11 protein-coding genes are annotated in these 13,167 nt (G+C 74.0%); 8 read left to right on the top strand and 3 right to left on the bottom strand.

The annotated features are described in order from the left end of the window. Positions 1 to 59 precede the first annotated feature (59 nt). On the bottom strand, positions 60 to 1,172 hold the full coding sequence (locus tag K1J60_RS07485; protein WP_220645491.1) for a PAS domain-containing protein: 1,113 nt from the start codon (positions 1,170 to 1,172) through the stop codon (positions 60 to 62). 109 nt (positions 1,173 to 1,281) lie between these two features. Between K1J60_RS07485 and K1J60_RS07480 the strand changes: the two genes are divergently transcribed. The 4 genes from K1J60_RS07480 (at position 1,282) to K1J60_RS07465 (ending at position 5,509) form a co-directional block, all read left to right on the top strand. After that, complete coding sequence (locus K1J60_RS07480; RefSeq protein ID WP_220645490.1) at positions 1,282 to 1,998, top strand: ANTAR domain-containing response regulator; 717 nt, start codon at positions 1,282 to 1,284, stop codon at positions 1,996 to 1,998. A 157-nt stretch (positions 1,999 to 2,155) separates the two neighbouring features. After that, positions 2,156 to 2,851 carry a hypothetical protein gene (locus K1J60_RS07475; protein WP_317619700.1) on the top strand — a complete coding sequence of 232 codons (696 nt, stop codon included), beginning with the start codon at positions 2,156 to 2,158 and terminating at the stop codon, positions 2,849 to 2,851. A gap of 208 nt (positions 2,852 to 3,059) precedes the next feature. Beyond that, positions 3,060 to 4,277 carry an aminotransferase class I/II-fold pyridoxal phosphate-dependent enzyme gene (locus tag K1J60_RS07470; protein ID WP_220645489.1) on the top strand — a complete coding sequence of 406 codons (1,218 nt, stop codon included), beginning with the start codon at positions 3,060 to 3,062 and terminating at the stop codon, positions 4,275 to 4,277. 107 nt (positions 4,278 to 4,384) lie between these two features. Further along, entirely contained in the window at positions 4,385 to 5,509 is a 1,125-nt protein-coding gene (locus K1J60_RS07465; protein ID WP_220645488.1) for an MBL fold metallo-hydrolase, read from the top strand. Between the two features lie 88 nt (positions 5,510 to 5,597). Here K1J60_RS07465 and K1J60_RS07460 read toward each other — a convergent pair whose 3' ends face one another. Both K1J60_RS07460 and K1J60_RS07455 read right to left on the bottom strand, forming a co-directional pair. Continuing rightward, complete coding sequence (locus K1J60_RS07460; protein WP_220645487.1) at positions 5,598 to 6,212, bottom strand: DedA family protein; 615 nt, start codon at positions 6,210 to 6,212, stop codon at positions 5,598 to 5,600. A 43-nt stretch (positions 6,213 to 6,255) separates the two neighbouring features. Then, the gene (locus K1J60_RS07455; protein ID WP_220645486.1) at positions 6,256 to 7,029 is read right to left on the bottom strand and encodes an MBL fold metallo-hydrolase; all 774 of its coding nucleotides are present in this window, start codon (positions 7,027 to 7,029) and stop codon (positions 6,256 to 6,258) included. Positions 7,030 to 7,191: 162 nt separating this feature from the next. Here K1J60_RS07455 and K1J60_RS07450 point away from each other — a divergent pair, with 162 nt between their 5' ends. From K1J60_RS07450 to K1J60_RS07435, 4 genes are all read left to right on the top strand, one after another. Further along, positions 7,192 to 7,707 (top strand): hypothetical protein, encoded by a 516-nt coding sequence (locus tag K1J60_RS07450; RefSeq protein ID WP_259407604.1) that lies wholly within the window; start codon positions 7,192 to 7,194, stop codon positions 7,705 to 7,707. A 276-nt stretch (positions 7,708 to 7,983) separates the two neighbouring features. Further along, a complete protein-coding gene (locus K1J60_RS07445) occupies positions 7,984 to 10,107 on the top strand; it encodes a phage holin family protein (protein WP_259408236.1) in 2,124 nt (707 codons plus the stop codon). A 93-nt stretch (positions 10,108 to 10,200) separates the two neighbouring features. Further along, positions 10,201 to 11,262 (top strand): ATP-binding protein, encoded by a 1,062-nt coding sequence (locus tag K1J60_RS07440; protein ID WP_220645485.1) that lies wholly within the window; start codon positions 10,201 to 10,203, stop codon positions 11,260 to 11,262. Beyond that, a complete protein-coding gene (locus K1J60_RS07435) occupies positions 11,259 to 13,070 on the top strand; it encodes a vWA domain-containing protein (RefSeq protein ID WP_220645484.1) in 1,812 nt (603 codons plus the stop codon). Before K1J60_RS07440 ends, K1J60_RS07435 begins: the two co-directional genes overlap by 4 nt. Positions 13,071 to 13,167: the final 97 nt, after the last annotated feature.

Below are 13,167 nucleotides of genomic sequence, written 5' to 3'. Positions count from 1 at the left end.
TTCGGGTTCGTCGTCGGCTGCCGGTTCGTTGTGGCTGCTCGCGCGGTTTCCCGCGCCCCTCACGGGGCCCGGGTTTCCATGGCCAGGGCGAGGTGGCGGGACATCATGTCCATCGCCTGGGCCTCGGCCATCGAGAAGGCCAGGCGGGCGCCTGAGCGGAAGAGGGTCAGGACGCCTTTGACCGGGCCTTCCGGGGGCGCCAGGGGCACCGTCAGCAGGGAGGTCACGTCGGCCTTCACGAGAACCGGGGCCCCGGAGCCGTCGTGGCCGAAGGCGGCCGGGTCGGCGGGACGGATCTGGAGGGCGGGGGTGCCGCCCCGGGCGGCGGTGACGACGAGGGGGCAGGTGGCGGGGTCCTGTGCCGCCAGGAGCTTCGCCCCCTCCTCCGAGGGGGCGAGGACCGTCGAGCGCGCGAGGCCGGGGTTCGTCGTGTCGGCGATCACCCAGTCCGCGAAGCGGCCGTGCAGGACACGGGCCGCGCGGTCGAGGGCCGCGCCGACGGGGGCCGTCAGCAGGGCCGTGGTCATCGTGTCGACGAGATCCATCAGGTCCGCGTGACGCGTGGTCTCGGTGAGGTTGGGCAACGGACGCAGCGGCTCGACGGTCGGCATCCGGTGCCCGGCCGGCTGGAGGACGACCAGGACGGTGTTGCGCGGCTCGCCGCTGCCGGGGCGCAGCTGTGTGAGCGTGGCGCGGACCGGGAACGACGGGCGCTGCTGCAGATGGACGTTGAGGCTGCGGTCGCCCTCGCCCCGGGCCACGGCGGCCGTCTGGGAACGGAACGCGCCCCGGTCGGCATGGGCGAGGAAACCGCTGAGCGGACGGCCCGTGGCGTAGCCGGACCGTACGCCGGTGAAGGCGGTCGCGGCCTGGTTCAGGCGCCGCACCACCGTCTCGCGGTCCACCAGCACCACCGGCAGCGGCAGGGTCTGGAACACGGTCTTCAGCAACTGGTGTTCCTGCGCGGCGGACGAGGTGCCACCGACCGGACCCGAGGCGGTCAGCCGCTCGTACCACGGCCACAACCGGTCGGCGACATGGTCGAGTTCGAAGATGGCCGCGTCCAGGACCGTCGGGAGGTCTCCCGAGGGAACCGAGCGGGCCGCCTTGAGCTCCGCGACACGGCGGACGAAATCCGCGAGTTCCTCACCGAATTCGTCCGTCTGGGCCATGCGACGAACGTAGCGCCTGGAGGGCGCGGGGGCACGACCGCATCGGAAGCCGACGGTTCGTTTTCCGCGCAGGTGCGCGGGAAGACGAGCGGAGGAGGAGGCGTGCATCATGCCGGAAAGAGAACAACTCGGCCGCGTGGGCCGGGAATCGGTGGAATCCGCACATCCGGACAGAAGGCTCTCCGAACTCGTCGAACAGGCCGCCCGCTGCACCAACGACTGCTGCGGTGCCAGCGGCATGGTGTCCGACAGCGGCACCGAGCGGCCCGCCGCGGTCACCCACCCCGACCTCGCCGGACTCGTCGCCGTCCAACTGCGCTCGGGCGACGGGCCGCTGCCGGCCGCGCTGGAGCGCGGTGAGCCCGTGGACTCCGCCGATCTGCTGCGAGAGGAACGCTGGCCGGAGTACCGGGCGGCGGCCCTCGACGCGGGCGTACGGTCCAGCATCACGCTCCCCTTCAGGCGCTCGGGTCTCACCGTGACCCTCAGCCTCTACAGCTTCCGCCCCCACGCCCTGGAGGACGCCCCGCACGGCGCCGCCCGCGCCCTCGGCGACCTCGCCGCGACCTGTATCGTCCGCGACCGCTCCTACCGGGCCGCCCTCACCGAACTCGACCAGCTCGGCGCCGCCCTGCGCTCTCGGCCCGTCGTCGACCAGGCCTGCGGCATGGTCATGCACGTCCTCGGCTGCGACGCGGACGCCGCGTTCACCGTGCTGCGCCGCATCTCCCAGGGCACCAACCGCAAGCTGTCGGACGTCGCGTCGGCCGTGGTGGAGAAGAGGGGCAGGGGCCTGGAGCGGGAACTGGTCTCGCTCTCCGGCTGAGCCGAGCCGGAGCGCCCCGACCGTCACCCGGTCGGCCCTTCGAGTCCCGCGAATGGTGCCCGGCGGCGCGCGCCCCGCCGGGCACAGCGCTCTGATGGACGCGGGGCACGGCGGTCGTGCCCCCCGCCCGCCGGAGCCGCCCGAAGGAGTCCCCTCCATGCCCCCGCCCACGCGTCCGCCCATGCGCCGCAGAGCCCGTGTCCTGTCCGCCACCGCCCTGATCGGTGTCGTCCTGGGCGCCGCCGCCCCGCCCTCGTACGCGGATCCCGCGGCCGAGGTGAACCCGCAGTCCGTCGAACCGGGCGGCACCCTCACCTTCTCCGTCGCCTGCGACCCGGCCGGCGGCACCGTCCCCGCGACCATCGAGGCCAGTTCACAGGCGTTCGAACAGGGCACGGTCACGCTGCAACGCCTCCCCGGCGACGGCGACTCCGCCGCCGGCCCGTCGTACCAGGGCACGGCGAAGATCGCGCCCGCCGCGGACTTCGAGGCCGCCGTCGACGAGGCGAACCCGGCCACCGAGTGGGGCGTCGACGGCATGTGCCCGGCGGCCCCGGGCGGCGAGGGCAAACAGTGGAGCGCCGCCTTCGACGTCTCCCTCGGCGGCTCCCTCGGCGGCGATCAGTACGGGCCCACCGACGAGCCCACGCACCAACCGACCCGACAGCCCACGCACCAGCCCTCCCCTCACTCCACCCACCAGCCGGCCCCGGTCCAGCGCGGCTCCCACGCGGGCGAGGGCGGTGCCTTCACCGACTCGGTCCCGGCCATGGTCGCCGGTGGCCTCCTCGTCGCGGGAGCGCTCGGCGCGGCCGTGCACCGGCTGCGCCGCCGGGACCGGTGGACGCCATGAGCGGGCGTGTGACCGGTGCAACCCGCAGCGGGGCCCTTGGGGCGGGTGAGCCTGGGTACTGACAGGCCGAGGGCGCGCGCGACGCCTGCCGGGTTCGGACACGGCACGCCGCCGCACCCCGTACGCACGAGGGAGCACCTATCGACGTCCCGGAGCGATCCCGCGGGGGTGAGCACCGGGCAACGCACCGGAGCGGGCGGAGGCACACATGCGGCGGACGGATCCGGAAGGGCACGGTCCGGTCCGCTACGGCCCGCCCCTTCCCGCCCAGGGACTGCCCGTCCTGCCCGCACTGGCCGCCGTGCTCTCCGCCGCGGCGGACCGCCCCCACCCCGTCCCGCTCGGTGGTGATCCCGCCCTCCTGGACGCCGCCTGCGGTTACTGGGAGCGGCGCGGACTGGCCACCACCCGGGACCGGGTACTGGCCGCTCCCGGTGCCCCCGCCCTGCTCCTCGCCCTGACCGCCGCGATCGGGGGCGACGTGCTGCTCCCTCGGCCGTGCGCCGCCTGGTGGGAGCCGCAGGCACGTGCCTTGGGGAGATCCGTCTTCCACGTGGCCACACCCGCCGAGTGCGGGGGCGTTCCGGACCCGTACGCGCTCCTGGAGACCGTCCGCAGGATCCGTGCCGAGGGAGGCGATCCCCGGCTGCTCGTGCTGTGCGTCGCCGACGACCCGACCGCGACCGTGGCCCCGCCCGAACTGGTGCACGAGGCCATGGAGGCGGCCCTGGGGGAGGGGTTGCAGCTGGTCAGCGACGAGACCTGGCGCGACACCGTGCACGACCCGCACGACACCGTGCTGCTCAGCCCCGCCGAGATGCTGCCCGACCGGGTCACCGTCGTCAGCGACCTCGCCGGTGCCTTCCTGCCGGCCGGCTGGCCGGCCGCCGTCGCCCGCTTCCCGGCGAACGAGAACGGGGCGGGGCTGCGCGACCGGGTCCTGGACGTGCTCACCGCGCTGGGCGCCCGGGTCGCCACCCCCGTCGCCGCGGCTGCCGCCCACGCGCTCGACGAGCCGGAGCCCGTGACCGAACGGCTCGCCGCCGCCGTACGCCTGCACGCGCGCCTCGCCGACGCCGCGCACCGGGCCGTGGTCGCCGCCGGGGCGCTCGCCCTGCCGCCGCGCGCCGGACGGCATCTGTACGCCGACCTCGCCCCGCTGGGCCCGGCCCTCGCCGGGTACGGCGTCGGGGACGCCCAGGAGCTGGAGGACTTCCTCACCGACCGGCTCGGGATGCCCGCGCCCGGCGGTCACCGGTTCGGGGACGACCTCGGGGCGCTGCGTGTCCGGCTGTCCACCGACGCGTTCCTCGGCACCACCGACGCGGAGCGCGCCCAGGCCCTCACGGCGCCCGATCCCCTGGAACTACCCCATGTGGCACGGGTGTTGGCGCTTCTCGGGACGGCGTTCGAGGACCTGCGATGACGCTCCTCGGCGATCCGGGAGACCTCGGCGACCGACCCCGGCGACCCTCAGTGGCCTTCAGCGACGACGATCCTTCGTGACGACTCTCAGCGACGGGAGCCTCCTCGATGACGCAGCAGTCCGAGTCGACCACCTCCACGACGACCCCGCCAGGGGCGACCGCCCCCACCCCGGCCACCCCCACCCCGGCCACCTCGGCGACTCCGCCCCCCACGTCGACAACCAGGCACGCCGACGATCCGGCGCCCGGGACACCCCTCCTCCCACCGCTCGCCGAGCCCCGGCCGCTCGGTGAGCCGCGCCGCTGGCCGAGGTCCTTCGCCGACCGGCTCACCGCGCCGCTCCCCGGGCTGAAGGCCTTCGCCCGGTTCGCCCGAGAGGGCGCGGTACGGCCCGGCGCCGACGGGCTAGTCGACATCCCGCGACTGCCGTACGAGCCCGGCCCGTTGCCGAGGGTGGACGCCCGTACCGTCGCCGTCTCCTGGGCGGGGCACGCGAGTTGGGTGGTGCGGATCGGCGGGCTGACCGTCCTCACCGACCCCGTCTGGTCCCGCCGCATCCTGGGTACCCCGGCACGGATCACCCCTGTGGGCATCGACTGGGACGCGCTGCCCCGCGTGGACGCGGTGGTCATCAGCCACAACCACTACGACCACCTCGACGCCCCCACCCTGGCCAGACTCCCGCGCGACACCCCGGTGTTCGTGCCCGCCGGACTCGGCCGCTGGTTCCGGCGGCGCCGGTTCGACCGGGTCACCGAGCTGGACTGGTGGGAGGCGGCGGAACTCGACGGTGTCCGCTTCGACTTCGTACCGGCCCACCACTGGTCCAAGCGCACCCTCACCGACACCTGCCGCTCCCTGTGGGGCGGCTGGGTCCTCACGGCCCCCGACGGCAGGCGCCTCTACTTCGCAGGCGACACCGGCTACGGCCACTGGTTCTCCCTCATCGGCCGCCGTCACCCCGGCATCGACGTCGCGCTCCTGCCCATCGGCGCCTACGACCCCCGCTGGTGGCTGAGCGACGTGCACTGCGACCCGGAGGAAGCGGTCCGCGCCTTCCGGGACCTCGGCGCCCGCCACATGGCCCCCATGCACTGGGCCACCTTCGTCCTGTCGGCCGAACCGGTCCTGGAACCCTTGCGGCGGGTGAGGACGGCATGGCAGGCGGCCGGACTGCCGCGCGAGAACCTGTGGGACCTGCCGATCGGCGGCTCCCGCGTGCTGGACTGACCGACGGAGCGCACCCGTGCCGCTGAAGGGGGCACAGCCCGCCCTTCACGGGCACGGGAACAGCGCCGAACACCACGACCACAGGCGCTCAGCGGACGACCCGCCGCCACACACTCGGCACCACACTGATCAGCAACGTCAACACGACCGCCGCCAACACCCCTTCCCACGGCTCCTTGAACAAGGACCCGCCCAGGATGCCGATCAACTGGTACGTCACGGCCCACGCGAGGCACGCCGGCAGATTCCCCCGGGCGAACCGCCGCAACGGCATCTTCGACAGCAGACAGGCCAGCATCACCGGCAGACGCCCGGCCGGCATCAGCCGGGACAGCACCAGCACGGTCACGCCGTGGTCGTCGAGCTTCGCCTGCGCCTGGGCCAGCCGGTCCTCCGGCGCACGGCGGCGGATCGCCTCCAGCCAGCGCGAACCGTTCTTGGACCCCATCCCGCGCCGCCCCAGCCAGTACAGCGCGATGTCCCCGAGGAACGCGGCGACCGACGCCACCACGAACACCATCAGCAGCGAGAGCGGCGCCGTCTGATGGAACGCCACCACGGCCGCCGAACTGACCAGCGCCCCGGTCGGCACCACCGGTACCAGCGCTCCGATCAGCACCAGCAGGAACAGCGTGGGATAGCCGATCGCCTGCTGGGTGGACGCGTACGGCACGGGAGTGCTCACCGCGGCCAGGACGATCACCGAGCTTCCTCCACGACCTCTGTGGCCCCTGCCGGCGGGCGTCTCATCGCGCCACCCCCGGCCGTACGCTCTCTCCGTGCCCCAGCCGGTGCACGGCCACCTCGGGAGCGCGTACGGCGGCGAGGCGTACGAACTCCTCGCCGGGGGCGTGGAATTCATGGGGGCGCACGGCGTCCATGCCGATCGGCCAGTACGTGCCGTAGTGCACCGGAACCGCGCTCCGGGGCGCGAGCAGCGCAAGCGCCTCCGCCGCGCGCCCCGCGTCCAGATGGCCCTCGCCGAGGTACGGGCCCCATCCACCGACCGGCAGCAGCGCCACGTCGACCGGCCCGACTTCCTTGGACATGGTCTCGAACAGCCCGGTGTCCCCGGCGAAATAGGTGCGCGCCTCGCCCTCCACGACGAAGCCGAGCGCGGGTGAACGATGCGGTCCGACCGGCAGCCGCCGCCCGTCGTGCCGCGCGGAAACAGCGCGTACGACCAGGTCACCCACCCTGACCTCGTCCCCCGGCGCCGCTTCACAGAGCCGCAGATGCGCCAGCCTGCGCAGCCCCGGCACCTGGCGAGGCGCGCCCCTCGGAACCACCAGCCGGGTCCCCGGGGCGAGCCGGGCCAGGGAGGGGACGTGCAGATGATCGGCGTGGAGATGCGACACCAGCGCCACGTCCGCGACCGCGGCCTCCGGCGGCGGGAGCGCGCCCCGGCGCCTGCGCAGATGCGCGAGCCGGCGCGTGAAAAGGGGGTCGGTCAGCACCCTCGTACCCGAGTCCTCCACGGTGCAGGTCGCATGACCCCACCATGTGATCTCCACCGGCACTCCGTTCGCCTCCTTCGCGCTACTCCCCCGAGCCTACGGGCTGGAGTAGGGTCTGCGGCCTGAGCCCGTCCGGCGGATCATGCCGTGGGCGGGCATGCCGGTTCCGGCGTCCGCGGTTCGCTCCGCAGGACGGGGGCCCGGCCCCTGGGGAGGGGGAACAGCATGGGAGACAAGGGAGACAGGAGCGGCGTCTGCGGCGTGGCGTGCCAGGACGCGGCTCACGGACGCGGCACGGCCGGTCGGGGCACCGCCGGCCGCGGCCCCGGTGGACGTGGCCCCGTGGTGCGCGTCGCGGCCATAGCCAGCCTGACGCCGCTGGAGGAACTGGAGGCGGACCCCTTCCTGGTCGACTCCCGCAGCCAGCACGCCATGTGCGCCCGCTGGGCGGCCGAGCGCGGCTATGTGGTGACGCGCGAGCTGCTCGTACGCGGTCTGCGCCCCGATCACGGCGCCCTCTGGACCGACGTCGACGCCGGCCTGGTCGATCTCTTCGTCGCCCCCAGCCACCGCGTCCTGGAACGCGCCCTGGCCTCCGTCGACGACTTCACCGCCGAGTGCGCCCGGCGCGGCATCCGCGTCGAGACCGTCGGCCACGCCGAACCCGCCTACGACGCCCAGATGAAGGCCCGCGTCCACCGCCGCCTGTCGATGCCGACGGCGGGCTACGACGGCCGCTGAGGCGGGAGGGGGCGCCGCTTCCGGTGCCGGGAAGCTCTTCGAGGGGTGCGGGGGAACGGCGCCACCGGCCGCCACGTCCCGCGGCCCGCGACGTACAGCAGGTCCCGAGCCTGCCCGCCCCTGCCCGCCCCTGCCCGGGCCGTGCCCCCGTGCCACCCCGGGATGCCACCCCGGCGCCCCCACCCCGTATGACAGTCTGGGCCCACGAACAGGACGTGAGGATGGCCGAACGTGGGCGGTGGTCGTTGGCGGAGGGTGCTGAGCGGGATCTGGCGGATGCTCGCCGTATGGGCGGTGTCCACGCTGACCATGCTCGTACTCGCCGGCGCGCTGCCCGACTTCCGGCTCCAGGCCGAGAGCGGTGAGAGCGCCACGCGGATCGCCGTGACCGCGGCGTTCGGCGCCGGCGCGTTCGGTCTGCTGTCCTCGCTCGTGTGGCCGCTGCTGGTGCGGGCCCTGCTGCTGGTCCCGGCGCTCGTCCTCGGCCTGCTCGTCTTCTTCCTCAACGGCTCCCTGCTCCTCCTCGCCCTGCGGCTCACCCCCTCCGGCCAGGGGGCGGCCGCGCCCGAGACCGCCGTGGTCGTCGCCGCGGTGATGTCCGCCGTCGCCTCCGCCACCGGCGGCGCCCTCGCCGTACGGGACGACGACGCCTACCGGCGCCGCCTGTACCGCCTGGCCGACCGCCGCCGCAGACACGCGGCAGGCCGTCCGGGGCCCGCCGGACCCGGCACCGTCTTCCTCCAACTCGACGGCGTCGGCCACGACGTGCTGGAGTCGGCGACGCGGAACGGGCTGATGCCGACCGTCGCCGAGTGGCTGGGCCTCGCGCCGCCCGCGTCGGCCGGCGCCGTCCGCCCCCGGCCCACGCACCGGCTCACCCCGTGGCGTACCGACTGGTCCAGCCAGACCGGCGCCAGCCAGCTCGGCATCCTGCACGGCACCAACCACGACGTGCCGGCCTTCCGCTGGTACGAGAAGGACACCCGGGAGGTGATGGTCTGCAACCGGCCCTCCAGCGCCGCGGAGCTCCAGCGCCGGGCCGTCGACCGCACCGGCGACGGCGGTCTGCTGACCGTCGACGGCGCCAGCCGCGGCAATCTCTTCAGCGGCGGCGCCGAGCAGCTCGCGCTGGTGCTGTCGATCGCGGCTCGCCGGGGGAGGCGGAACCGCTCCCGCGCCGGCTATTTCGCGTACTTCTCCGACCCCGCCAACGCCGTCCGCACCGCCATGTCCTTCGTCGCCGACGTCCTGCGGGAGATCGGCCAGTCCGGCCGGGCCCGGTTCACCGAGCAGCGCCCCCGCGTCAAGCGCGGCGGGCTCTACCCGTTCATCAGGGCCTTCGCGACCGTCGTCGAGCGCGACGTCGTCGTCGCCGCGGTGATCGGGGACATGCTCGCGGGCCGCGCCGCGATCTACGCGGACCTGGTGGCCTACGACGAGGTCGCGCACCACTCCGGCCCGCACAGCGGGGACGCCGCGAAGATCCTCCAGCGCCTGGACCGTTCCCTCGCGCTGATCGCCCAGGTCGCCGAACACGCCCCGCGCGCCTACCGGATCGTCCTCCTCTCCGACCACGGCCAGAGCCCCGGCGAGACCTTCCTCGCCCGATACGGCCTCACCCTCGGCGACCTGGTGCGGGCCGGCTGCGGCCTGCCCGTCCCGCGCCGCGCCCAGCGCACGCACAGCGGCGCCGAGGCACGCGCCGCGGTACGGGCCGCGCTGCGCATCCCCGTCGAGGAGGGCGTCGAGGAGCACCGCCCCACCCGCCGCTCCGAGCCCATCACCCTGGCCTCGGGCAACCTCGGCCTCGTCTCCTTCCCCGACGTCTCCCACCGGATGAGCCGCGAGGAGATCGACGCCCGCCACCCCGCCCTGCTGTCCACCCTCGCCAACCACCCCGGCATCGGCTTCGTCCTCGTCCGCAGCGAGGAACACGGCGGTGTCGTCCTCGGCGCGCACGGCGCGGAGATCCCGATCGACGAACTGAGCGACGAACACCCGGGCCCCCTGGCCGACTTCGGCCCCGGGGCCGCCGACGCCGTACGCCGCACGCACGGCTTCCCCCACACCGCCGACATCATGGTCAACTCCTGGTACGAGCCGACCGACGGCGAAGTCCTCGCCTTCGAGGAACAGATCGGCTCCCACGGCGGCCTGGGCGGCTGTCAGTCCCGCCCCTTCCTGATGTCCCCGCTGGTCCTCTCCGAGCCGGTGCAGGAAGGCGCGGACCTGGTCGGCGCGGAGCACGTCCACCGGGTCCTGCGACGATGGCTCCGGGAAGCGGACGGCCCCCAGGTCCCCCTTGCCGGGCAGGAGCGCCCTGAAGGGGCGCGGGGAACTGCGCGACCGGCCACGAGGCGACCCGCACCCGCCTCCCAACAGAACCCGGCAGACGCATAGGCACCCGGCCCACAGAAAATTCGGCTGCGCTCCCGCGAAGCGGTCACCAGACTGTCCGCAACGTCCGCAGGACCAACCCCTGGAGCCCACGCCTTGCAGGCAGCCGTGACCGTCACCCCCTCCCGCATCCCCGAGCTGCTGCTCGGCCTCGCCACCGTGCGGCCCGTCTTCGTCTGGGGCGCCCCCGGCATCGGCAAGTCCTCCCTGGTGCGGGACTTCGCCGAGTCGCTGGGCCTGGAGTGCGTGAGCCTCCTCGGTACGCAGCTCGCGCCGGAGGACCTGATGGGCGTCCCGCAGATCCGCGACGGCCGCTCCGTGTTCTGCCCGCCGGAGGCGATCGCCCGGGACGAGCCGTACTGCCTGTTCCTGGACGAGCTGAACGCGGCCACCCCGGATGTGCAGAAGGCCTTCTACTCGTTGATCCTGGACCGCCGTATCGGCAACTACGAGCTGCCGAAGGGCTCGATCGTCATCGGCGCAGGCAACCGCGCCACCGACAACGCCCTGGCCCGCCCCATCGCCTCCGCCCTGGTCAACCGCCTCACCCACGTCCACCTCCAGGCCTCGGCGAAGGACTGGCTGGTCTGGGCCGAGGGCAACGGCATCCACCCCTGGGTCCTGGACCACCTCACCGACCGCCCGGACCACCTGTGGTCCAAGCCGCCGAAGACCGAGGAGCCGTTCTCCACGCCCCGCTCCTGGCACATGCTCTCCGACGCGCTGCACTCCTTCGGGCACGACCTCGACGAGGAGACCCTGAAGGTCCTCGCGCACGGCACGCTGACGCCGGCGCACGCGGTGGCCTTCTGCGGTTACGTCAAGATCGTGCGCAGCCGGTTCGGCATCGAGGCGATCCTCAAGGGCGAGGCCGGCTGGCCCCACCGTCTGGAGGACCGCGACCTGCTGTACTACCTCGCCGACTCCTTCCGCGGCCGGCTGGTCAAGGAACTGCCGGTCAGCAAGCAGCACATGTCGGCGAACGGACGGCAGACCGCGTACCGCGCCAAGTCCCTGCTGGTGCGGCTCGCGGAGATCTCCGTCGAGGTCGCCCAGACCGTCATCGCCGACGACGCCGACGGCAATCCCGTGCTGCCCGCCTGGTTCCTCGTCGAGGCGGCCCGTGACATGCCCCGGCTGGTGGAGGCACGCCGGTGAGCACGGCCGGCGGCAAGGGGCGGGGCACACGGAAGACGAAGCGCGACCTCGCCGGTGAGGCGTTCGAGGCGGGGTTGGAGGCGGCGCGGAGCAACTCCGCGCTGCGGGCGGTCGGGTTCACCGTCTGCCGCAAGGAGAAGTGCGATCTCGCGCCCCACCGGGGCCTCGTCCGGGTCGACTCCGAGGGAGTGCTGCACGCGCACCCCGACCGGCTCGCCGCCCCCGAGGCCTGGGCCTGGGCCATCGCCCACGCCGCCATCCACCTGGGCTTCGGGCACGTCCCGGCGGCGCAGGGCGTGCGTACCCAGCCCGACCGGTTCGACCTCGCCGCCCGCTGCGTCGCCGTCAACCGGTTCCTGCTCACCTTCCCCGTCGGCCTGACACCCGAGAACCTGCCCGACCGCTACCCGGACGGCGACGAGGAACGCCTCGCCGCCCACTGGCGCCGCGGCGGGCTCCCGGCGGCGTACGAGCACTGCGGTACGGCCGGTGACGAGCCCGACCAGCTGCTGCTGCCCTGGCCCACGTGGCGGGGCACGCCCACGGACTGGCAGCTCGCCTTCGCGCACGCCCTCACCCGCACGATGTCCGCCGCGATGGACATGGCCGGCGGCCGCCGCGCGTCCCTGGACGACGAGCCGGTCCGCATGCGGCCCTGGGAGAAGGCGCTGAGCTGGTTCATCTCCTCCTACCCGCTGCTCGGCGGCATCGCGGCCGGCATCCGGATCGTCGCCGACGTCGAACTCGCCCACGCCCACGGCATCTCCGTCGCGGCCGTCGACGCGGAGGCGGGTGAGATCTACATCAACCCGCTCCGCCGGTTCGACGACGAGGAGTGGCGGTTCATCCTCGCCCACGAGATGCTGCACGCCGCCCTGCGCCACGGTGACCGCTGCGGCACCCGCGACCCGTATCTGTTCAACATCGCCGCCGACTACGTCATCAACGGCTGGTTGCGCGAGATGCAGGTCGGCACCATGCCCGACGGACTGCTGTACGACCCCGAGCTGGCCGGACTGTCGGCCGAGGAGGTCTACGACCGGATCGTCGGCGACCTGCGCCGGATGCGCCGGCTCGCCACCCCCCGCGGCAAGGGCGTCGGCGACATCCTCGGCGGTCCGCTCGGCTCGCCGCGCGACTACGTGGACCTCGACGAGTTCTACCGCCGGGGCCTCGCCCGGGGCTTCGATCTGCACGAGCGGCAGGAACGCGGACTCCTGCCCGCCGGTCTGGTCGAGGAGATCCGTGCCCTCAGCCATCCGCCCCTGCCCTGGGACGCGCGACTGGCCCGCTGGTTCGACGAGTTCGTGCCCAGCCCCCAGGCCGTACGGACCTACGCGCGCCCCTCGCGCCGGCAGTCCGCCACCCCCGACATCCCGCGCGCGGGGCGGTACTTCCCACCCGAGGAGATCGCCCGCTGCACCTTCGGCGTCGTCCTCGACACCTCCGGCTCCATGGACCGGACGCTGCTCGGCAAGGCGCTGGGCGCGATCGCCTCGTACGCCGCGGCCCGTGACGTACCGGCCGCCCGGGTCGTCTTCTGCGACGCGGCCCCGCACGACGCGGGATTCCTGCCGGTCACCGAGATCGCGGGGCGGGTGCGGGTGCGCGGGCGCGGCGGTACGGAGCTGCAGCCGGGCGTCGACCTGCTGCACCGCGCCGACGACTTCCCGCCGGGCGCGCCGGTCCTCGTCATCACGGACGGCTGGTGCGACGTGCTGCGGGTGCGGCGGGAGCACGCCTACCTGATTCCCCAGGGTGCTCGCCTGCCGTTCACCGCGCAGGGGCCGGTGTTCAGAGTGAGATGAGCCTCCCGTCCGCCGGAGTGTGATCGGATGGGGGCACGGAACCCCGGCAACGGGATCCCCGCGACGGAACTTCCGCAACGGGACCCCCACTACGCGG

It is taken from the genome of Streptomyces akebiae, assembly GCF_019599145.1.
Taxonomy (GTDB): Bacteria; Actinomycetota; Actinomycetes; order Streptomycetales; family Streptomycetaceae; genus Streptomyces; species Streptomyces akebiae.
Note: the sequence above shows the minus strand (reverse complement) of the source record. Positions and strands in the feature narration are given on the sequence as shown.

Bases quoted from the DNA above. Each gene is read 5' to 3' on its own strand.
- K1J60_RS07445 (WP_259408236.1), top strand. From the start codon at position 7,984: ATGCTCGCCGTATGGGCGGTGTCCACGCTGACCATGCTCGTACTCGCC.
- K1J60_RS07450 (WP_259407604.1), top strand. From the start codon at position 7,192: ATGGGAGACAAGGGAGACAGGAGCGGCGTCTGCGGCGTGGCGTGCCAG.
- K1J60_RS07475 (WP_317619700.1), top strand. From the start codon at position 2,156: ATGCCCCCGCCCACGCGTCCGCCCATGCGCCGCAGAGCCCGTGTCCTG.
- K1J60_RS07485 (WP_220645491.1), bottom strand. From the start codon at position 1,172: ATGGCCCAGACGGACGAATTCGGTGAGGAACTCGCGGATTTCGTCCGC.
- K1J60_RS07480 (WP_220645490.1), top strand. From the start codon at position 1,282: ATGCCGGAAAGAGAACAACTCGGCCGCGTGGGCCGGGAATCGGTGGAA.
- K1J60_RS07465 (WP_220645488.1), top strand. From the start codon at position 4,385: ATGACGCAGCAGTCCGAGTCGACCACCTCCACGACGACCCCGCCAGGG.
- K1J60_RS07470 (WP_220645489.1), top strand. From the start codon at position 3,060: ATGCGGCGGACGGATCCGGAAGGGCACGGTCCGGTCCGCTACGGCCCG.